This is a genomic window from Dinoroseobacter sp. S124A (genome assembly GCF_049801015.1).
In the GTDB taxonomy this organism is placed as follows: Bacteria; Pseudomonadota; Alphaproteobacteria; order Rhodobacterales; family Rhodobacteraceae; genus Dinoroseobacter.
Map to the genome: position 1 here is coordinate 628,979 of NZ_JBNAGD010000001.1, position 18,052 is coordinate 647,030.

19 protein-coding genes are annotated in these 18,052 nt (G+C 65.5%); 7 read left to right on the plus strand and 12 right to left on the minus strand.

Annotation, left to right across the window (positions count from 1 at the left end):
- Positions 1 to 2: 2 nt before the first annotated feature.
- The 4 genes from pdhA to ACP15I_RS03010 all read right to left on the minus strand — a co-directional run bounded on the left by pdhA (position 3) and on the right by ACP15I_RS03010 (position 3,670).
- Positions 3 to 998 (minus strand): pyruvate dehydrogenase (acetyl-transferring) E1 component subunit alpha, encoded by a 996-nt coding sequence (gene pdhA / locus ACP15I_RS02995; RefSeq protein WP_424966921.1) that lies wholly within the window; start codon positions 996 to 998, stop codon positions 3 to 5.
- Positions 999 to 1,091: 93 nt separating this feature from the next.
- Positions 1,092 to 1,394: an FtsB family cell division protein gene (locus ACP15I_RS03000; protein ID WP_424973832.1), complete on the minus strand. Its 303-nt coding sequence runs from the start codon at positions 1,392 to 1,394 to the stop codon at positions 1,092 to 1,094.
- A 110-nt stretch (positions 1,395 to 1,504) separates the two neighbouring features.
- A complete protein-coding gene (locus tag ACP15I_RS03005) occupies positions 1,505 to 2,389 on the minus strand; it encodes a fructose bisphosphate aldolase (RefSeq protein WP_424973833.1) in 885 nt (294 codons plus the stop codon).
- 102 nt (positions 2,390 to 2,491) lie between these two features.
- Positions 2,492 to 3,670 carry a phosphoglycerate kinase gene (locus ACP15I_RS03010; RefSeq protein WP_424973834.1) on the minus strand — a complete coding sequence of 393 codons (1,179 nt, stop codon included), beginning with the start codon at positions 3,668 to 3,670 and terminating at the stop codon, positions 2,492 to 2,494.
- 189 nt (positions 3,671 to 3,859) lie between these two features.
- Between ACP15I_RS03010 and ACP15I_RS03015 the strand changes: the two genes are divergently transcribed.
- From ACP15I_RS03015 to ACP15I_RS03030, 4 genes are all read left to right on the plus strand, one after another.
- On the plus strand, positions 3,860 to 4,366 hold the full coding sequence (locus ACP15I_RS03015; RefSeq protein ID WP_424966917.1) for a peptidylprolyl isomerase: 507 nt from the start codon (positions 3,860 to 3,862) through the stop codon (positions 4,364 to 4,366).
- A complete protein-coding gene (locus tag ACP15I_RS03020) occupies positions 4,359 to 4,904 on the plus strand; it encodes a peptidylprolyl isomerase (RefSeq protein WP_424966916.1) in 546 nt (181 codons plus the stop codon). Before ACP15I_RS03015 ends, ACP15I_RS03020 begins: the two co-directional genes overlap by 8 nt.
- 90 nt (positions 4,905 to 4,994) lie before the next feature.
- Positions 4,995 to 6,269 carry a hypothetical protein gene (locus ACP15I_RS03025; protein WP_424973835.1) on the plus strand — a complete coding sequence of 425 codons (1,275 nt, stop codon included), beginning with the start codon at positions 4,995 to 4,997 and terminating at the stop codon, positions 6,267 to 6,269.
- Positions 6,270 to 6,344: 75 nt separating this feature from the next.
- Positions 6,345 to 7,304, plus strand: coding sequence for a DUF3179 domain-containing protein (locus ACP15I_RS03030; protein ID WP_424974111.1), 960 nt, complete (start codon positions 6,345 to 6,347; stop codon positions 7,302 to 7,304).
- A gap of 255 nt (positions 7,305 to 7,559) precedes the next feature.
- On the opposite strand, the gene tyrS is transcribed toward ACP15I_RS03030, so the two are convergent.
- Positions 7,560 to 8,813, minus strand: coding sequence for a tyrosine--tRNA ligase (tyrS, locus tag ACP15I_RS03035; protein ID WP_424973836.1), 1,254 nt, complete (start codon positions 8,811 to 8,813; stop codon positions 7,560 to 7,562).
- Positions 8,814 to 8,864: 51 nt separating this feature from the next.
- On the opposite strand from tyrS, the gene ACP15I_RS03040 reads away from it, so the two are divergent.
- Positions 8,865 to 9,947: an anhydro-N-acetylmuramic acid kinase gene (locus ACP15I_RS03040; protein WP_424973837.1), complete on the plus strand. Its 1,083-nt coding sequence runs from the start codon at positions 8,865 to 8,867 to the stop codon at positions 9,945 to 9,947.
- A gap of 13 nt (positions 9,948 to 9,960) precedes the next feature.
- On the opposite strand, the gene ACP15I_RS03045 is transcribed toward ACP15I_RS03040, so the two are convergent.
- Positions 9,961 to 10,389, minus strand: coding sequence for a cupin domain-containing protein (locus tag ACP15I_RS03045; protein WP_424973838.1), 429 nt, complete (start codon positions 10,387 to 10,389; stop codon positions 9,961 to 9,963).
- Between the two features lie 409 nt (positions 10,390 to 10,798).
- Between ACP15I_RS03045 and ACP15I_RS03050 the strand changes: the two genes are divergently transcribed.
- Positions 10,799 to 11,536, plus strand: a complete 738-nt coding sequence (locus tag ACP15I_RS03050) for a spondin domain-containing protein (RefSeq protein ID WP_424973839.1) — start codon at positions 10,799 to 10,801, stop codon at positions 11,534 to 11,536.
- Between the two features lie 101 nt (positions 11,537 to 11,637).
- Here ACP15I_RS03050 and ACP15I_RS03055 read toward each other — a convergent pair whose 3' ends face one another.
- Positions 11,638 to 12,558, minus strand: coding sequence for a DMT family transporter (locus ACP15I_RS03055; protein ID WP_424973840.1), 921 nt, complete (start codon positions 12,556 to 12,558; stop codon positions 11,638 to 11,640).
- A 156-nt stretch (positions 12,559 to 12,714) separates the two neighbouring features.
- Positions 12,715 to 13,989 carry a phosphopyruvate hydratase gene (gene eno, locus ACP15I_RS03060; protein ID WP_424966909.1) on the minus strand — a complete coding sequence of 425 codons (1,275 nt, stop codon included), beginning with the start codon at positions 13,987 to 13,989 and terminating at the stop codon, positions 12,715 to 12,717.
- A gap of 186 nt (positions 13,990 to 14,175) precedes the next feature.
- Between eno and ltaE the strand changes: the two genes are divergently transcribed.
- On the plus strand, positions 14,176 to 15,207 hold the full coding sequence (ltaE, locus tag ACP15I_RS03065) for a low-specificity L-threonine aldolase (protein WP_424973841.1): 1,032 nt from the start codon (positions 14,176 to 14,178) through the stop codon (positions 15,205 to 15,207).
- 156 nt (positions 15,208 to 15,363) lie between these two features.
- On the opposite strand, the gene ACP15I_RS03070 is transcribed toward ltaE, so the two are convergent.
- The 4 genes from ACP15I_RS03070 to ACP15I_RS03085 form a co-directional block, all read right to left on the minus strand.
- Positions 15,364 to 16,275, minus strand: a complete 912-nt coding sequence (locus ACP15I_RS03070) for a pirin family protein (protein ID WP_424973842.1) — start codon at positions 16,273 to 16,275, stop codon at positions 15,364 to 15,366.
- An 85-nt stretch (positions 16,276 to 16,360) separates the two neighbouring features.
- Positions 16,361 to 16,774, minus strand: a complete 414-nt coding sequence (locus ACP15I_RS03075; protein ID WP_424966906.1) for a Fur family transcriptional regulator — start codon at positions 16,772 to 16,774, stop codon at positions 16,361 to 16,363.
- A gap of 96 nt (positions 16,775 to 16,870) precedes the next feature.
- On the minus strand, positions 16,871 to 17,131 hold the full coding sequence (locus ACP15I_RS03080) for a hypothetical protein (protein ID WP_424973843.1): 261 nt from the start codon (positions 17,129 to 17,131) through the stop codon (positions 16,871 to 16,873).
- A gap of 105 nt (positions 17,132 to 17,236) precedes the next feature.
- On the minus strand, positions 17,237 to 17,983 hold the full coding sequence (locus ACP15I_RS03085) for a DUF533 domain-containing protein (protein ID WP_424966905.1): 747 nt from the start codon (positions 17,981 to 17,983) through the stop codon (positions 17,237 to 17,239).
- Positions 17,984 to 18,052 lie beyond the last annotated feature (69 nt).

The following is an 18,052-nucleotide window of genomic DNA, read 5'->3' on the forward strand; positions in this document are numbered from 1 at the left end:
TCTCACAGCTCTGCGTAGATATCGGTCCAGAGCTCGGAGACATCCGGCTCGGGACTGGTCTTGGAGAACTCGGCCGAGGCGTTCACGATGGCCTTGATGTCCTTGTCGATCGCCTTGAGGTCATCCTCGGCCGCGTGACCTCCGCTCAGCAGCATCTCGCGCACATGCTCGATGGCATCGCGCTGTTCGCGCATCTTCTGCACCTCTTCCCGGGTCCGATACTTGGCGGGATCGGACATGGAGTGGCCGCGATAGCGGTAGGTTTTGACCTCGAGGATATAGGGGCCCTTGCCCGCGCGGCAGTGGGCGACGGCCTTCTCGCCAGCTGCTTTCACAGCCAGCACATCCATGCCGTCCACTTCCTCGCCGGGAATACCGTAGGCCGCGCCCCGTTCCCAAAGGGAAGGGGACTTGGTGGAGCGCGCCACGGAGGTGCCCATGGCGTATTGGTTGTTTTCAATGACAAACACCACCGGCAGCATCCAGAGCTCGGCCATGTTGTAGGTCTCGTAGACCTGGCCCTGGTTGGCGGCGCCATCGCCGAAATAGGCGAAGGTCACCCGGTCGTTGCCCTTGTACTTGTCAGAAAAGGCGAGACCCGCGCCAATGGGCACCTGCGCGCCCACGATGCCATGGCCACCATAGAAATGCTTCTCTTTCGAGAACATGTGCATGGAGCCGCCTTTGCCCTTGGAATAGCCGCCCTCGCGCCCCGTAAGCTCGGCCATCACGCCGTTGGGATCCATCCCGCAGGCCAGCATATGACCATGGTCGCGGTAGCTGGTGACGCGCTTGTCCCCTTCGCTGGCGGCGGCTTCGAGCCCGACGACCACGGCTTCCTGACCGATATAGAGATGGCAGAACCCACCGATCAGACCCATGCCATAGAGCTGACCGGCCTTCTCTTCGAAGCGGCGGATCAGCAGCATCTGGCGGTAGTATTCCAGAAGCTCTTCTTTAGAGACGTTGGATTTCTTTGCAGCACGGCGTGCAGCCATGGTCGCTCCTCCCAGATGCGGCCTCGGATAGTTTAGAGTTAAACTAAGCCAGACTCTCCCAGCGGTCAATCAAGCCCGCACGGGACCATGGGATCAGCGGATAATGACCTCGTTCGGGCGGGCATAGCCGAGGATCTTGCGCGCCTGCTCGTCCAGCAGATCAAGGTCGAGATAGCCATCGGACAGGCGCTGTGTCCGGTTCTTCAGATCGTCGAGCTCATGCTGCAACAGCGCCAGCTCGGCGCGCAGCCGGGTTTCCTCGGCTTCGATCTGCACGCGGTTGAACAGACCGTAATCGCCCTGCACCGCGTGAAACACGAAATAGGTGCCCACCAGAAAGGCCCCCAATGTTACGAGGGCGCCATGGATGGCGGATCGTTTCTGGTGGTTGGTCATTGCTGCCTCATCTCCGCGTCTGACGCGCGGTAGCAGCATCATGACACAAGCGCGACTCCCTGTGAATCCCCCAAAGGCAAAAAGCCGCGCTCAAGTCAAGGTTTGGGTGTCTAGCCCGCGATGGAGGCGGAATAGATCCCGTCGATGGTCTCGGCGATGGTGGCGTTGAAGTCTTCATCGCTCTGCTGGGCGGACAGCCCCTCGGTCAGTGCGCGCGAGAACGAGGCGATCACGCCGGCATTCTGCGACAAAAGCCCGTTCGCCTCTTCGCGGCTATACCCCCCGGAGAGGGCGACGACCTTCATCACCTTGGGATGCGCCACCAGCGACGCGTACTGGTTGGCCTTGGTCGGCAGGCTCAGCTTCAGCATGATCTGCTGGCCCTCGGGGACATTGTCGAGATGGGCGGTGATCTCGGCCAGCAGCATATCCTCGGCCTCGGCCTTGTCGGCGATGGTGATGGTCACTTCGGGCTCGAGGATCGGGATCAGCCCGTGGGACAGAACCTGTGCGCCGATCTCGAATTGCTGGGCGACGATTGCCTTGATGCCCTCGGCATTGGCCGCAGAGATCACCGAACGCTCCTTGGTGCCGAAAATGCCCTTCTTGGCCGCGCGGGCCAGCAGGTCGTCGAGACCGGGCATCGGCTTCATCAGCTGGACGCCATTGGCCTCAGCTTCAAGCCCCTTGTCGATCTTCAGGAAGGGCACAACGCCCTTGTCTTCCCACAGAAAGCTCGGGGCAGGCTTGCCGCCGAACTCGCGATCCATGGTCATCTCGAACAGGATCGCGCCGATCACCTTCTCGCCGGTAAAGGCCGGGGCGGCCACGATCCGGGCGCGCATCCCGTGGATCAGGTCGAACATCTCGGCCTCGGAGCCATAGGCATCCTCTTCGACACCATAGAGCCGCAGGGCCTTGGGGGTGGAACCGCCCGACTGGTCGAGGGCAGCGATAAAGCCTTGGCCGGAACGAATCTGGTCAGCTTGGGACATGGGGGAACTCCGCGGAAATCAGGATGCTTGATCCGGATCTATCCGAGCCCGGATCAAGCTGCAATTCTGCTCGCGCTAACAGTGGCGCAATAGCTCAGGCTGTTAACCTTCCAGAGCGGCGACGCCGGGCAGGGTCTTGCCCTCCATCCATTCGAGAAACGCGCCCCCGGCGGTGGAGATATAGGTGAACTTCTCGGCCGCACCCGCCTGGTTCAGGGCCGCGACCGTGTCGCCCCCGCCGGCCACGGTGACCAGCGTGCCCGCTTCGGTCGCATCGGCCGCGGCCTTGGCGGCCGCATTGGTCGCCATGTCGAAGGGCGTGATCTCGAACGCGCCGAGCGGACCGTTCCAGATCAGCGTCTTGGCCTTGGCAAAGACCTCGGCCACCGCCGCGACGGTCTCGGGGCCCGCATCGAGGATCATCGCATCGCTCGGACAGGCATTCGCAGGCAGGGTCTCGGACGCGGCCCCGGCCTTGAATTCCCGCGCGACCACGATGTCCTTGGGCAGATGGATGGTGCAGCCCGCCGCCTCGGCCTTGGCGAGGATCTCCCGCGCGGTATCGGTCATGTCATGCTCGGCCAGGGACGCGCCCACATCAATGCCTTGCGCGGCGAGGAAGGTATTGGCCATCCCTCCGCCGATCACCAGATCATCGACCTTCTCCACCAGATTGCCCAGAAGCTCGAGCTTGGTCGACACTTTCGCCCCGCCGACCACGGCCACGACCGGACGGACCGGATCGCCGAGCGCCGATTGCAGCGCCTCAAGCTCGGCCTGCATCAGCCGACCGGCACAGGAGGGCAGGCGGCGCGCAACCCCTTCGGTCGAGGCATGGGCCCGGTGGGCCGCCGAGAAGGCGTCGTTGCAATAGACATCGCCGAGGCTCGCGAGGAAATCCGCCATCTGCGGGTCGTTCTTCTCTTCGCCAGCCGCAAAGCGCGTGTTTTCGACCAGCACGACACTGCCCTTGGGCAGGGCCGCCAAAGCGTCCCGCGAAGGGCGCTCGACGAAGGTCACGGGCTGGCCGAGCGCCGCTTCGAGCGCGGGCTGCACGATCCGCAGAGACATCTCGGGCACGACCTGCCCCTTGGGGCGCCCGAAATGCGCCAGCAGCACCGGCAGGCCGCCCTTGGCCACGATATCCTGAACGGTCGGGATGATCCGAGTGATCCGCGTGGCATCGGTGACCTGGCCATCGGCCACGGGTACGTTGATATCCACCCGGGTCAGAACGATCTTTCCGTCCAGATCCATGTCATCGAGGGTTTTCCAGCTCATATCGGCCTCCATCTGCGCGTGGGCTCGTTCTGCCAGAGCCATGGCAAAGGTCAACCTGTCGCCGCGTCGCGCAGGGCAGGCAGCCGGACAGGTGTGCCTTTGCCGTTCCGCGCCGCTCATGCGTTTGTGGGGTTTCCCATCCGGCACGCGCCGCCTAGGTTGCGCGGGACAGATGCAGGAGGATGCCAGATGGCTGAGATCAAAGACCCCGAAAACACCATTCTGATGGAACTCAAGGATGGCACCGTCACCATCGAGCTGTTGCCCGATGTGGCCCCCAAACATGCCGAGCGCATGAAAGAGCTGGCCCGCGCCGGCGCTTATGACACCGTGATCTTCCACCGGGTGATCGACGGCTTCATGGCTCAGACCGGCGATGTGGCCAATGGCAATGCCTCCAAGGATCTCGACATCCGCCGCGCAGGCACCGGCGGGTCGGACCTGCCGAACCTTCCGGCGGAGTTCTCGTCGCTGCCCCATGACCGTGGCACGCTGGGCGCTGCGCGCTCGGCCAATCCCGACAGCGCGAATTCGCAGTTCTTCATCAATTTCACGGATAACCACTTCCTGAACGGGCAATACACGGTCTATGGCCGCGTCATCGACGGGATGGAGCATGTGGACAAGATCGTCCGGGGCGAGCCGCCGATGAACCCCGACCAGATGATCTCCGTCAAGGTGGCCGCCGATGCGTAAGCTTGCGCTTGCCCTGAGCCTGCTGGCCAGCCCCGCGCTGGCCACCGGCCTGCAGATCGAGGTGGCGGGCGAAGCCAATGGCACGATCACGATCGACCTGCGTGAGGATCTCGCCCCGCAGCATGTCGAACAGATTGCAGCTCTGGCCGCCGAAGGCGCCTATGATGGCGTGGTGTTCCACCGCGTGATCGAGGGCTTCATGGCCCAGACCGGGGATGTGGAACATGGCAAGCTCGGGTCTGACCTGCGCCGCGCGGGCACGGGGGGCTCCAGCCGTCCGGACTTGCCGGCGGAGTTCAGCGACGTGCCCTATGACCGCGGTGTCGTCGGCATGGCCCGGAGCCAGAACCCGAACTCGGCCAACTCCCAGTTCTTCATCATGTTCGATGCAGGCCATTTCCTGAACGGTCAGTATACGGTCGTCGGTGTGGTCACCGACGGCATGGATGTGGTCGACGCGATCAAGCGCGGCACGGGCCGCAATGGTGCCGTGATCGGCGAGCCGGATCGTATGGTGAAGGTCACCGTCACCGAGTGATCGCACCGGCGGCCTGTCTTTATCAAACTGTTACAACGTCCCCGTACCCCGGGGGCGTTAACTTTTTGAAGGACAGAGCCCATGCTTCGGATGTCATTGATCGCCCTCTTGGCCACGGGGGCCCTGAGCAGCGCCGCCCATGCGGATTGCTCCGCTGTTTCGGGGATCTCCGCTGGCGATACCGTAACCTGCGATGCGGTCTCGGTGGTCGATGGCCCCGATGCGACCGAAACCCGCGGCATCGAGGACGGCAGCGACCAGATCACGATCAACGTGCTCAGCGGGGCGACGCTCGACACCACGCTCAGCGGCGAGCGGACCATCAACCTCAAGGACAGTGTAGACAGTGTCGTGACCAATGACGGGGCGATCCTGTCCGGCGATGAGGGGATCCAGGGCGGCGACGGGCTGAAGGTCACGAATGGCGGCACGATCGAGGCGGTTGAGAAGGCCATCGATGCCAATGGCGACGGGGTCGAGGTGACCAACGCGCTTGGTGCGCGCATCAGCTCGAGCGCCAATGAAGGGATCGAGACCGGCGACGACGCCAAGATCCTCAATTTCGGAACGGTCGAGGCCTTTGATGACGCCATTCAGGTGGGCGAAGGCGCGGTGATCGAGAATTACGGGATCATCCGGAACACGCAGACGGCGGCCGATCTGGTCGGCACTGTCGAAGCGCAGGACGCCATCGACATCGATTCCGGGACGGTGCGGAACGCCGCCGGGGCCGAGATCACCTCGGGGACAAATGCGGCCATCGATTTCGATCCGGGCGCGGGGCCGTCGCTGATCGAGAATGCGGGCCTTATCGCGGGCACGCTGGCGGTCACCGTGGATGCGGATGATGCTGCGGACCAGCAGGTGGTGAATTCCGGCACGCTCAAGGGCAGCTCCGGCGTCGCGCTCAATCTCGGCAAGGGGGCAGATCGCGTCACGCTGGCCGCGTCCAGCATCGTGATGGGCGACATCCTTCTGGGCGAGGATGCGGATCTGTTGATCTTCGACGGGACCGGGTTTGCCGGGCTCTCGCCCTCGGGTCTCTATGCCGGTGGGGATGGGGTCGATAAGGTGATCTTCGCCGATTTCGCCGAGACGGACATCTTTGACGTCGTGCTGTCCGGCCTGAATGTGGAGCTTTCCCTGATGCGCGGTGGGGACAGCCTCGCCGTGACCCTGAGCGGCTTCGAGCAGGTCCTGTTCGGCACCGGCAGCACCCAGACCACGCTGAGTTTTGACGCGCTCGCAGAGCTTGCGGCGATCCCGCTTCCGGCGGCAGGCTTGCTGATGCTAGGTGGCCTGGGGCTCCTCGCGGGGACGCGGGCGCGGCGTCGACGCCGCTCGCTCTGCGTCACCTTGCCGTGAGGCGGGCTAGCGCGATCCGGTTTCCCTTGGCAGTTTGGGGTCCAACCGACAGGAGGGCCCAAGGTGTTCAAACACATGATGACCGCGATGGTTGCGACCTGCCTTTGGGGCGGGGCAGCCGCTGCGGATCCGCAATTCTGGAAACATGAATGGCCCAACACGGATTTCTCGATCAGTGCGGTGCCCTTTGTCGAGATCCTCTCTGGCGGGCCACCCAAGGATGGCATTCCCGCCCTGAGCGACCCGAGCTTCATTCCAGTCGATGCCGAGAGCCGTCTGGGCGCGATGGAGCCGGTGATCGCGGTGGAGCTTGGGGATGCCACGCCCCGGGCCTATCCGGTGCGCTACCTGACCTGGCACGAGATCGTAAATGACGAGGTGGAAGGTCTGCCCATCGCGGTGACCTTCTGTCCGCTGTGCAATTCCGCGATCACCTTTGACCGGCGCGTGAACGGGCAGGTCCTGACCCTCGGGGTCAGCGGCAAGCTGCGCAAATCGGACATGGTGATGTATGACCGCGAAACCGAAAGCTGGTGGCAGCAGGCCATCGGCGAGGCCATCGTCGGGGTGCAGACCGGGCAGATGCTGACCCAATTGCCGACCTGGATGGAAAGCTGGGAGGCGTTCTCGACCCGCAATCCCGATGGTCTGGTCATGGATGAGCCCGCCTGGCGGCGCGATTACGGACGCAATCCTTATGAGAATTACGACAGCTCGCATCGGCCGTTCCTCTATTCCGGCGACCCGCCGCCCCATGGCATTCCGGCTCTGGCCCGGGTGATCCGGGTGGGCGACAGGGCTTGGCCGCTGGAGCGGTTGCGCCTGGCCGAAGAGGTGACGGAGGCGGGCGTGACGATTACCTGGAAGGCGGGCAAGGCCTCGGCGCTGGACACGGCGCGCATCGCGGACGGGCGGGATGTCGGTGCGATCCGGGTGCGCGATGCCAATGGTGCGGATCTGCCCCATGACGTGATGTTCGCCTTTGCCTATGACGCGTTCTGGCCCGAGGGCGCATGGATGCTCGGCGACGGGTGATCCAAAGGCGCGGGCTGACGCCCGCAAGACATGTTTGGGGGCGCGGGCCGAGAGGTCAGCGCCCTTTTTGCGGGCCGGGCTGCAATGTGGCTATGGGAGGGGAGAGAGCGGAAGTGCTGTGCCTCCGGCACTGCGGCGTTCCCGGCGTTTCTGAGCGGGCAGGTCGCGCGGGGTGATCTTGCCGAGACAGCAATCCGGGGAGGTTGCGCGAATGCGGCTGCGGCGCGCCCGTGGATGGGGCGCGCGGGATGGGGGTTAGGGGGCGAGCTTGATCAGAGCGTGGCGTTTCTTGCCCGCGCTGAGCTTGAGCGGTTCGGCAAGGCGTGCGGCATCCACCATCAGCCCGGCATCGGTCAGCGGCGCGTCGTCGATCCTGGCGCCGTTCTCGGCGATCAGGCGCTTGGCTTCCTTGCCGGATTTCGCAAGCCCCGAGCGGGTGATGAGCTGCACGATGGAGATACCGTCGCCGATCTCGTCGGCACTCAGGGTCAGGGTCGGCAAGTCATCGCCCGTGCCACCTTTCTCGAAGACCTCGCGGGCCGTGGCCTCGGCGGCGGCAGCGGCCTCGGCCCCGTGGGCGAGGGTGGTGACGGCATTGGCCAAGGCGATCTTGGCCGCGTTGATCTCGGCCCCGTCCAGCGCGCCGAGCCGGGCGCAGTCATCCAGGGGCAGCTCCGTGTAGAGCTTGAGGAAGCGTTCCACATCCGCATCCGCCGTGTTGCGCCAGAACTGCCAGAATTCATAGGGCGAGAGCATATCCGCATTCAGCCAGATCGCACCGGACTGGGATTTGCCCATCTTCTTGCCATCCGCCGTGGTCAGCAGCGGCGAGGTCAGGCCGAACACCTCGTGGTCGAGGATCCGTCGTGTCAGATCGATCCCGTTGACGATATTGCCCCATTGATCCGAGCCGCCCATCTGCAACCGGCAGCCATAGCGGCGGTTCAGCTCCATGAAGTCATAGGCCTGCAGGATCATGTAGTTGAACTCGAGAAAGCTCAGGGATTGCTCGCGGTCGAGCCGGGATTTCACGCTCTCGAAGCTGAGCATCCGGTTGACGCTGAAATGGCGGCCCACATCGCGCAGAAAGTCGAGATAGTTCAGCCCGTCCAGCCATTCGGCATTGTTCAGCATCAGCGCGTCCGTGGGCGCCTCGCCGAAGCTGACATAGGCCGAGAAAACCTGCTTGATGCCCGCGATATTCGCGTCGATCTGGTCCGGCGTCAGCAGCGGGCGCTCATCGGCGCGAAAGCTCGGATCGCCTACCTTGGTGGTGCCGCCGCCCATCAACACGATGGGTTTGTGCCCGGTCTTTTGCAGCCAGCGCAGCATCATGATCTGGATCAGCGACCCCACATGGAGCGAGCTGGCAGTGGCGTCAAACCCGATATAGGCCGGGACCACGCCGGTGCTCAGGGCCTCGTCCAGCGCCTGGTAATCCGTGCAGTCGGCGAGGAAGCCGCGCTCCATCATCACGCGCATGAAGTCGGATTTGGGCTGGTAGGTCATTGCCGGATCGGTCCATCTTGAAGTGTCGCGAGGTCTATATCGGGGACGGGAATGAAGGGAAAGCCGCTTTGGGCGCTGGGCTGCATGTCGGGCACCTCTCTGGACGGGGTGGATGCCGCCCTGATCCGCACGGATGGGATCCGGGTGCTGGAGCAGGGCCCCGCCACCTATCGCCCTTATACCGAGACCGAGCGCGAGGCCTTGCGCGCGGTGCTCGGGCGCTGGCCGGGGCCGGGGCTGGAGGCGGCGGCCGAGGTCGTGGCGCGCGCCCATGCAGAGGTGATTGCCCGGTTCGACACGCCGGATGTCGTCGGTTTCCACGGCCAGACCCTCGCCCATGCCCCGCGCGCAGAGGGCACGCATCAGCTGGGCGATGGGGCGGCGCTCGCCCGGGCGGTCGGCTGTCCCGTGGTCTGGGATTTCCGCAGCGTGGATGTCTCGCTGGGCGGAGAGGGGGCGCCACTCGCGCCGATCTATCACTGGGCCGTGGCACAGGGCGCGGGGCTCACGCGGCCTGCCTGTTTTCTCAATCTCGGCGGGGTCGGGAACGTCACCTATGTGGACCCGGAGGCCGGGCCCGAAGCGCTGGTGGCCTTTGACACCGGGCCCGCGAATGCCCCGATCGATGATCTGGTGCGCATCCGCACCGGTGCGCGGTTCGACGAGGGCGGCGCGCTGGCGCAGGCGGGCCAGGTCGCGCAACCCGTGCTCGACCGCTTGCTCAGCGACCCGTATTTCCTGCGCCCGGCGCCGAAATCCCTCGACCGGGATGCTTTTGACTGGCTGGCCGGGGCGGTGGCCGATCTCGAAACCGCCGATGCGGTGGCCACTCTGACCGCGGCCTCGGCAGCCTCGGTGGCGGCGGGGCTCGCGCTCTTGCCCGGGGCGGTCGATCAGGTCATTCTTTGCGGGGGTGGTCGTAAGAATACCACTTTGAAACAATTCATTGAGAGGTTTTCCTCATGTCGCGTCGCGCCTGTGGAAACCCTCGGCTTCGATGGGGACATGATCGAGGCACAGGCCTTTGCCTATATGGCGGTGCGGGTGCTCAACGGTCTGCCGACCTCCTTTCCCGGAACGACCGGGGTCTCGACCCCCGTGGGCGGTGGTGTGACCAGCGCGCCGGGGGGCTGACCCTGTCCGGGGCCTAGCCTGCGCGGGGGATGTCGAAGCCGTCGGGGGCCAGCTCGAACCCTTCGAAGCGGAAGGCGGGCGAGACCGTGCAGCCCACGAGTGTCCAGTCGCCGGTGCTCTCGGCGGCCTGCCAATGGCCCTTGGGCACGATCACCTGCGGGACGGCCCGGCTGAGATCAGGTCCCAGCGGATGCCGGCTTGCGGGACCGGCCTCGGTTTCCGCCATCCACAGGTCGAGCGGCGCGCCACCGTACCAGTGCCAGATCTCCGCCGCGTCGACCCGGTGCCAGTGGCTACGCTCCCCGGCTTTCAGGAGGAAATAGATCGCGGTCCCCGCAGGGCGCGTGTCGCCCTCTGCCTCGGCGATCCAGGTTTGGCGGAACCAGCCGCCCTCGGGATGAGGGGCCAGATCGAGCCGGGCAATGATGTCATCTGCGGTCATTCTGTCCTTTCCGGCACGCGTGGGCGGCCCTCGGTGCAGCACCCCCAGGACAGCTCTCCGGGCGGCGCATCTTCGATATCCGGCAGGCTAGCCTCCCGATGCCGGCAGGTCACGCGCCCTTAGATGGCCCGGGGGGACTACCACGCGCCAAAGGCGCTGCTCACGCGATGTCACGGCCCTTTGCCAAGAACGTGATGGGCAGAAAATCAAGGGGTTACGCGCCGCTCGCGCGGAGGTGAGCGGCCGTGTGCTTGTGCGGTTTACCAAACTGCTCCTCCGTGAAGGCGGCACCGATTGGGTGGTGCCGCACTTTCAGGAGACTAGAATTATGAAGACAATGATCAGAGCAGCGTTGTTGGCCAGCGCATGCAGTCTGACAGCAGGGATGGTGCACGCGACGTCAGTGCAGGTGACCATTGAGAACCTGAGTGACGAGAACGGTCTGTATCTCACGCCGTTCCTCAACGTGTTCCACGATGGCAGCTATGCCGGCTTCCAGGAAGGCTCCGCCGCCTCGACGCAGCTTGAGGCGATTGCCGAGGAAGGCCAGGTCGGGGCCGAGATCGAGCGGATCAACGGGCTGGGCATCGGCGCACAGACCGCCGTGGCGACGGGGCCGCAGGGGTTCGGGTCGCAGCCGGGGCAGCCGCCGGTTCTGGACGCGGGCGAGGTGACGACCTTCGTGATCGAGCTCGACCCGTCGGACAACCGGTATTACTCGTTCCTGTCCATGGTGATCCCGTCCAATGACACCTTTGTCGGCAACGGCAACCCGCTGGCCTATGAGCTGTTCGACGATCAGGGCGCCTTCACGAACCTGTCCGAGATCCTGGTCGATGCCAACGACATCTGGGATGGCGGCACCGAGGAAAATGACGGGCTGGGCGCGGCCTTCTCCGCGGCGGGCGGCACGGCGACCGACACGGTCGGTGGCGTCGTGACCCAGAGCGGTGTGGATTTCCTCTTTGGTCAGCCCACCGCGGCGGGCTTTGTGGTCGATGGCAACGATGTGGGCCGGGCCCTGGCCTCGATCAGCTTCGAGGAAGTGGCACCCATTCCCCTGCCGGCGGCGCTGCCGCTGCTGCTCGCGGGTCTCGGGGCGATGGGCCTGACATCCCGTCGTCGCTCTCAGCGCGCCAAGGGCTGAGCTTGCGCGTCCGCGCGGCCTGCCTTGGCAGGTCGCGCCATGGCTCACCAAAGGGTCTCGTGGGGCACACCCTCGCGCCGCGGGACCTGCGCGGGGGCGCATCAGAGCGGCGGCGGCACCGGGGTCGGGGCCTGCGCCGTGCGGCGCTCCCGCCAGATGACATAGAGCCCGGTGGCCACGGTCACGGCGATCCCCAAAACGGCAATCCCATTGGGCAGGTCCCGGAACATCATCCAGCCGAGCAGGGTGGCAATGGGGATCTCGAGATATTGCATCGGTGCCAACGTCGCCGAGGGCGCCAGCCGCAAGGCCCATGTCATGGCCAGATGCGCCAGAGTTCCGACCACGCCGAGCACCCCCATCAGGAGCAGGCTCTCCCGGTCCGGCCAGAAGGTCCGCAGCCCAAGCGCATCCCCCCAGAACAGCAGCGCCGCCCCCAATACGATGCTCGCCATGATCCCCGACAGGGCCTGCAACCGCAGCGGCGAGACCTCCTGCGCCAGCTGCCGCGTCACCAGCATGAAGAGCGCGAAGCACACGGCCACCCCCACGGGCAGCAGGGCGGGCCACCCCACCTCGGCAAAGCTCGGCTGCATCACAAGCAAGGTGCCCAGAAACCCAAAGGCGCAGGCGACCATGCGATGGGGGCCCACGGCCTCGCCCAGCACGAAATGCCCCAAGAGCAGCATGATGAAGGGCATCACGAAGGCGATCGCCACCGCGTCGGCCAGGGGCAGGAAGCGCAGCGCCGTGAACATCAAGCCGATGCCCGCCATGTGCAGGCCCGTGCGCAAGGCGATCAACCGCCATTGCCGGGGGCTGAGCCGCGGGGCAGGGCGGCTCAACACCGGGCTCAGCAGAACGGCCTGCGCCCCAAAGCGCACCAGCAGCAGGATCACCAGCGGCACGACCCCGCCCAGCAGCTTGGCCAGACCATCGCCCAGAGGGGCGAGGGCGCAAAAGAGCAGCATCAGCCCCATCCCCGCAAGCGGGCGGTCGGCATATGAGGCGGGCTTGTCCATGGGGGCAGTCTAGGAAGAGTGCCGGGTCAGGTCTATCGCGACCGCACCCCTGCGTCACGGGGCGGTCCGTGCCGGCCCCTGACCGCAAGGCCGGCATCAAAAAACCCGCCGCAGGATCCTGCGGCGGGTGACTGTCATCCGGGGATGGGGCGTCGCTTAGCGCAGGATCGACTTGCCCGCATAGATCGCCGTCTCGCCCAGCTCGTCCTCGATCCGGATCAGCTGGTTGTATTTCGCCAGCCGGTCGGAACGCGCCAGAGAGCCGGTCTTGATCTGCCCGCAATTGGTGGCCACCGCGAGATCGGCAATGGTCGCGTCCTCGGTCTCGCCCGAGCGGTGCGACATCACACAGGCCATGCGGTTGCGATGGGCCAGATCCACGGCGGCCAGAGTCTCGGTCAGGGTGCCGATCTGGTTCACCTTCACCAGAAGTGCGTTGCCGCAGCCCTTCTGGATCCCCTCGGCCAGACGCTCGGGATTGGTGACAAAGAGATCATCGCCCACCAGCTGCACCCGGTCGCCCAGACGTTCGGTCAGCAGGGCCCAGCCCTCCCAGTCGTCTTCCGAGCAGCCATCCTCGATGGACAGGATCGGGTAGTCATTCACCAGCGCCTCGAGATAGTCGACATTGGCCTCCGGCGTGAGGGTCTTGCCCTCGCCCTTCATCTCGTAGCGGCCATTCTCGAAATACTCGGTCGCGGCGCAATCGAGGGCGAGATAGATGTCCTCGCCGGGCACATAACCGGCCTTCTCGACCGCCTTCAGCACGAAATCCAGCGCATCGCGAGTGGAGCTGAGGTTCGGGGCAAACCCGCCCTCATCGCCGATCCCGGTGCTGAGCCCGGCCGCAGAGAGCTCTTTTTTCAGGGTGTGGAACACCTCCGCGCCCATGCGCACCGCCTCGGCGATGCTGTCGGCGGAGACGGGCATGATCATGAATTCCTGAATGTCGATCGGGTTGTCCGCATGCTCGCCACCATTGATGATGTTCATCATCGGCACCGGCAACACGCGCGCGGAGGTCCCGCCCACATAGCGATAGAGCGGCTGGCCCGTGGCTTCGGCCGCCGCCTTGGAGACCGCGAGGGACACACCCAGGATCGCATTCGCGCCGAGACGGCCTTTGTTCGGCGTCCCGTCAAGCTCGATCATCGCGGCATCGATGCCCACCTGATCCGTGGCATCCGTGCCTACGAGCGCTTCGGCGATCTCGCCATTCACGAAGGCCACGGCGTTGCGCACGCCCTTGCCGAAATAGCGCGCCGTATCCTTGTCGCGCAGCTCGACCGCCTCATAGGCGCCGGTGGAGGCACCGGAGGGCACAGCCGCCCGCCCCAGCGTGCCGTCATCGAGGGTGACATCGACCTCGACCGTCGGGTTGCCCCGGCTGTCGAGAATTTCGCGGGCATAGACATCAACGATCATGGACATGGGGTCGTTTCCTTTGGTGCGTCGGACTTGGGGCCGTGCTTAGCAGGGGGGCGGCGGGGATTGAACTGCTGAAATACCTTGTGAGCCGGCCCGGACGGCGCATTTTCTGTCGCAGATGGCCTTTCGGCGACAGTTCGGACGGGGATAGAAGGGGGCAACACCCCAGAACAGGCAGGGAGGCGCGTCATGGTGCTCTATTCGGGATCCTTCGCGGCACAGGATGTGCTGTGCGATTTGCGCTCGGACACGGTCACGAAACCCTGTGCAGAGATGCGCGCGGCCATGGCCGGGGCCGAGCTGGGCGATGACTGCTATGGCGATGATCCGACCGTCGCCCGCCTCGAGGCGCAGCTGGCCGACCGCATGGGCAAGGATGCGGGGGTCTTCTTTCCCACGGGCTGCATGAGCAATCTCGCCTGCCTGATGGCCCAATGCGCCCGGGGCGACGAGGTGATCACCGGGCGGGACTACCACGTCTACGCGGATGAGGCGGGCTCGCCCAGCGTGCTGGGCGGGCTCTCGCTCGAGCCGCTGCCCGTGGCCGAAGACGGCGCGCTGGAGCCCGGCGACATTCGTGCCGCACTCAAGCCCGATGACCAGCATTACGCGGTCTCGCGCCTGCTCAGCCTTGAGAACACCGTGGGCGGGCGCGCGATCCCGCTGCCCCGGATGCAGGCGGCGGCGGAGGCCGGGCGCGAGGCTGGCCTCGCCCTCCATCTCGACGGCGCGCGGTTTTTCAACGCCATCACCGCCCTTGGCTGCACGGATACGGATCTGGCCGGGCTGGCGGACACGGTCTCGCTCTGTCTGTCCAAGGGTGTGGGCGCACCGGCAGGGACGGTCCTCGTGGGACCGGCGCCGGTCCTGGCCAAGGCCCGGCGCGCGCGCAAGCTTCTGGGCGGAGGGATGCGTCAATCCGGAGTGCTGGCCGCAGCGGCGCTCTGGGGGCTGGAGCATGTGGTGCCGCGCATGGCCGAGGACCATGCCCGCGCGGTCGACCTGGCCGAGGCATTGCGCCCGCTGGGGCAGGTGCGCCAGGCAACCAATATGGTGTTCTTCACCCCGGCAGACGCCGTGGCCGCTGAGATCGGCCCACGCCTCGCCGCGCAGGGCATCCGGATCAGCGCGGGCAGCCCCGAGATCCGCCTCGTGCTCCACCGCGATGTGGATGATGCGGCCTTGGCAAGCGCCATCGCAGCCTTCCAAAGCCTCGGCTAGCGGCATACCGCGCGACTGCCTTCGGCGAGGATATTTGGAGACTTAAGACAGACAGGACGCGCCCAAGCTCCGACCGAAGGAGGGCGGCTGGCCCTTCTTAAGTCCGGAAATATCCCCGCCGGAGGCACAAAATCTCTTTTGGGGGTCGGGTGCCGCCTAGACCGCCGGTTTGATAAAGGTCCCGTTATTCAAGTCCTGCATCGCCTGCTGCAACTCGGCCCGGGTGTTCATCACGATGGGGCCATGCCAGGCCACGGGCTCCTGGATCGGACGACCTGAGACCAGCAGGAACCGCGCGCCTTCGGGGCCGGAGGTCACCGAGATCTCGTCGCCCGTATCAAACCGCACCAGCGTGCGGTTGCCGGACATGTCCCGGATGTTCAGCTCCTCGCCCGCGAGCTCTTTCTCGACCCGCACTCCAATCGGGGCCGAGGCATCGCGGAAACTGGCGGAGCCGGCAAAAACATAGGCGAAGGTGTTGGCATAGGTGTCCACCGGCAGGCTGCGCCGCGTGTTGGGGGGCATCGAGATGTCGAGATATTGCGGCTCGGCTGCGATGCCGTCCACCGGCCCCCGCACGCCCCAGAACGCGCCGGTGATCACCCGTGCCTTTGTGCCGTCATCCTCGATCACCTCGGGAATGTCGTGGCCCGTGATGTCCTGATAGCGCGGCGCGGTCATTTTCTGCGCCGCGGGCAGGTTCGCCCAGAGCTGGAAACCGTGCATCTGCCCGGCAGCATTGCCGCGCGGCATCTCCTGATGCAGGATCCCGGATCCGGCGGTCATCCATTGCACCGATCCCGCGCCGAGCGTGCCCTGATTGCCGAGACTGTCGCCGTGATCAACTTCCCCTTCGAGCACATAGGTGATCGTCTCGATCCCGCGATGGGGATGCCAGGGAAAACCCTTTTCATAGGCGCGCGGATCGTCATTCCGGAAATCATCGAGCAGCAGGAACGGATCGCTCTCGCCCGGATCGCCAAAACCAAACACCCGGTGCAGATGCACGCCTGCGCCCTCCATCGTGGGTTGGGCCATCTGGGTGGATGTCACGGGACGGAAGGTCATCTGTGCTCTCCTCTGATTTCACCCGAGGATGCCGGTCTCAGCCGGCGCACACAACGGCCTGCGCCGCACAGGATCTGTGCGGGGATCAGCCCTTCTTGATCGGCACGCCGTACAGCTCGAGCTTGTGCCCCTTCAGGCGGTACCCCAGCTTTTCGGCGATTTTTTCCTGCAGGGCTTCGATCTCGGGGGAGACGAACTCGATCACATGGCCGGAATTCAGGTCGATCAGGTGGTCGTGATGGTCCCGTTCCGCATCTTCATAGCGGGCGCGGCCATCGCCGAAATCGACCTTCTCGAGGATACCGGCCTCTTCGAAGAGCTTGACCGTGCGATAGACCGTGGCGAGCGAGATGCTGGGATCGACCGCCGTGGCCCGGGCATAGAGCTCTTCCACATCCGGGTGGTCCTTACTCGAGTCGAGCACAGTGGCGATCACCCGGCGCGGACCGGTGATGCGCAGGCCTTTGGCCTCGCAGCGGCTCAGGATCGTGTCGGGCATGGTCCCCCCAGAAGTCGTGTCCCGACTGATACGCAATCAGGACGGACAGATCCAGAGCCAAGGGGGCGCGGATCGAGGCAGGGAATGCCGCAGGGATCAGACGAGGACGGCGTCGCTTGCCGGTCCGGGCGGTGTCTCGCGGAGCGTCGCGTCTGTCAGGGGCACGGCGTCGGAATGCGCCGCCTTGCCGGCGGCATCCGAGGCACTGGTGCCCGAGGAATAAGACGGGATCATCACGGATTTGAGCTCGATCTTCCGCGCGGCACCGTCCGCGCCCAGAGGGACGGTTTTCCAGACGTCGAGCTCATCATTCCAGGTGGGGGTGCTACAGGCCCCAAACAGCGCTTCTGTCGGCATGATCTCGGTTCCGCCGTGGGGTGCGGATCCGGCGTCGCACTCTGCATATGCGACGCGCCCCGGATCCGCCCGCTGCGGTCTGTCACTTGGACCAACAAGCCCGCCTCAGGAATAGAGCGTCGGGGCCCCCATCTGCCGGTGCAGATCATCGATCTGGGACGGGGCCAGACCCAGCGCCTGACCGAGCTCGGCGAGAAACTGCGCCTCGGCCTCATTGTCGAGCTTGATGGTCATCAGCGCGGTCGAATAGACCTGATCGCGCAGGGAGGCGGGCGTATCCGCGGCCAGACCTTCGGGGTCGAGCGGGGCCTGCATCTCGGCGGTGACAAAGCTGATCTCGCCGGGCGTGGCTTCGCCGACCGTGTCCAGGATGCGCTGCTTTTCCTGCATGTCGATCCCGCCATCGGATTTCGCCGCCTGGATCATCGTCCGCAGCAGCAGCTTGGCCTTTTCCTCCTCTTCGAGCGGCTCCGCGCCGTCATTGATATTGCCCGACAGGATGTCACCAAGGCTTGTGGTCGCCGCCGCAGCGCCTCCGGCAAGACCCAGCGCGCCCGCGATGCCAGCAAGGCCGAGCATGCTGCCATCCCCATCGCCGCCCGCGCCATCGCCGAGATTGCCCAGCAGCGCGCCAAGCCCGCCGCCCGTCTCGCCATCGCCCGTGATGTTGCCCAGAAGCCCGTCGAGCCCGCCGCCCTCGGCCCCGCCCAGATCGCCCAGCATGGATTGCAGACCTTCGCCCTCGGCACCGCCCAGAAGCCCGGCGATCCCTTCGCCGCCCGACAGCTTGTCGACGCCCCGCGCCGCCGCATATCCGATGGCCACCTTGGCCAGGGTTCCCATGAAACTCATCTTGTCCTCCCAAATCATACGGCGCGAGCCTGCCACAGCCCAGAAGGCGGGTCACCCCGCATACAAGCC

Bases quoted from the DNA above. Each gene is read 5' to 3' on its own strand.
- pdhA (WP_424966921.1), bottom strand. From the start codon at position 998: ATGGCTGCACGCCGTGCTGCAAAGAAATCCAACGTCTCTAAAGAAGAG.
- ACP15I_RS03000 (WP_424973832.1), bottom strand. From the start codon at position 1,394: ATGACCAACCACCAGAAACGATCCGCCATCCATGGCGCCCTCGTAACA.
- ACP15I_RS03005 (WP_424973833.1), bottom strand. From the start codon at position 2,389: ATGTCCCAAGCTGACCAGATTCGTTCCGGCCAAGGCTTTATCGCTGCC.
- ACP15I_RS03010 (WP_424973834.1), bottom strand. From the start codon at position 3,670: ATGAGCTGGAAAACCCTCGATGACATGGATCTGGACGGAAAGATCGTT.
- ACP15I_RS03015 (WP_424966917.1), top strand. From the start codon at position 3,860: ATGGCTGAGATCAAAGACCCCGAAAACACCATTCTGATGGAACTCAAG.
- ACP15I_RS03020 (WP_424966916.1), top strand. From the start codon at position 4,359: ATGCGTAAGCTTGCGCTTGCCCTGAGCCTGCTGGCCAGCCCCGCGCTG.
- ACP15I_RS03025 (WP_424973835.1), top strand. From the start codon at position 4,995: ATGTCATTGATCGCCCTCTTGGCCACGGGGGCCCTGAGCAGCGCCGCC.
- ACP15I_RS03030 (WP_424974111.1), top strand. From the start codon at position 6,345: ATGATGACCGCGATGGTTGCGACCTGCCTTTGGGGCGGGGCAGCCGCT.
- tyrS (WP_424973836.1), bottom strand. From the start codon at position 8,813: ATGACCTACCAGCCCAAATCCGACTTCATGCGCGTGATGATGGAGCGC.
- ACP15I_RS03040 (WP_424973837.1), top strand. From the start codon at position 8,865: ATGAAGGGAAAGCCGCTTTGGGCGCTGGGCTGCATGTCGGGCACCTCT.
- ACP15I_RS03045 (WP_424973838.1), bottom strand. From the start codon at position 10,389: ATGACCGCAGATGACATCATTGCCCGGCTCGATCTGGCCCCTCATCCC.
- ACP15I_RS03055 (WP_424973840.1), bottom strand. From the start codon at position 12,558: ATGGACAAGCCCGCCTCATATGCCGACCGCCCGCTTGCGGGGATGGGG.
- eno (WP_424966909.1), bottom strand. From the start codon at position 13,989: ATGTCCATGATCGTTGATGTCTATGCCCGCGAAATTCTCGACAGCCGG.
- ltaE (WP_424973841.1), top strand. From the start codon at position 14,176: ATGGTGCTCTATTCGGGATCCTTCGCGGCACAGGATGTGCTGTGCGAT.
- ACP15I_RS03070 (WP_424973842.1), bottom strand. From the start codon at position 16,275: ATGACCTTCCGTCCCGTGACATCCACCCAGATGGCCCAACCCACGATG.
- ACP15I_RS03075 (WP_424966906.1), bottom strand. From the start codon at position 16,774: ATGCCCGACACGATCCTGAGCCGCTGCGAGGCCAAAGGCCTGCGCATC.
- ACP15I_RS03080 (WP_424973843.1), bottom strand. From the start codon at position 17,131: ATGCCGACAGAAGCGCTGTTTGGGGCCTGTAGCACCCCCACCTGGAAT.
- ACP15I_RS03085 (WP_424966905.1), bottom strand. From the start codon at position 17,983: ATGAGTTTCATGGGAACCCTGGCCAAGGTGGCCATCGGATATGCGGCG.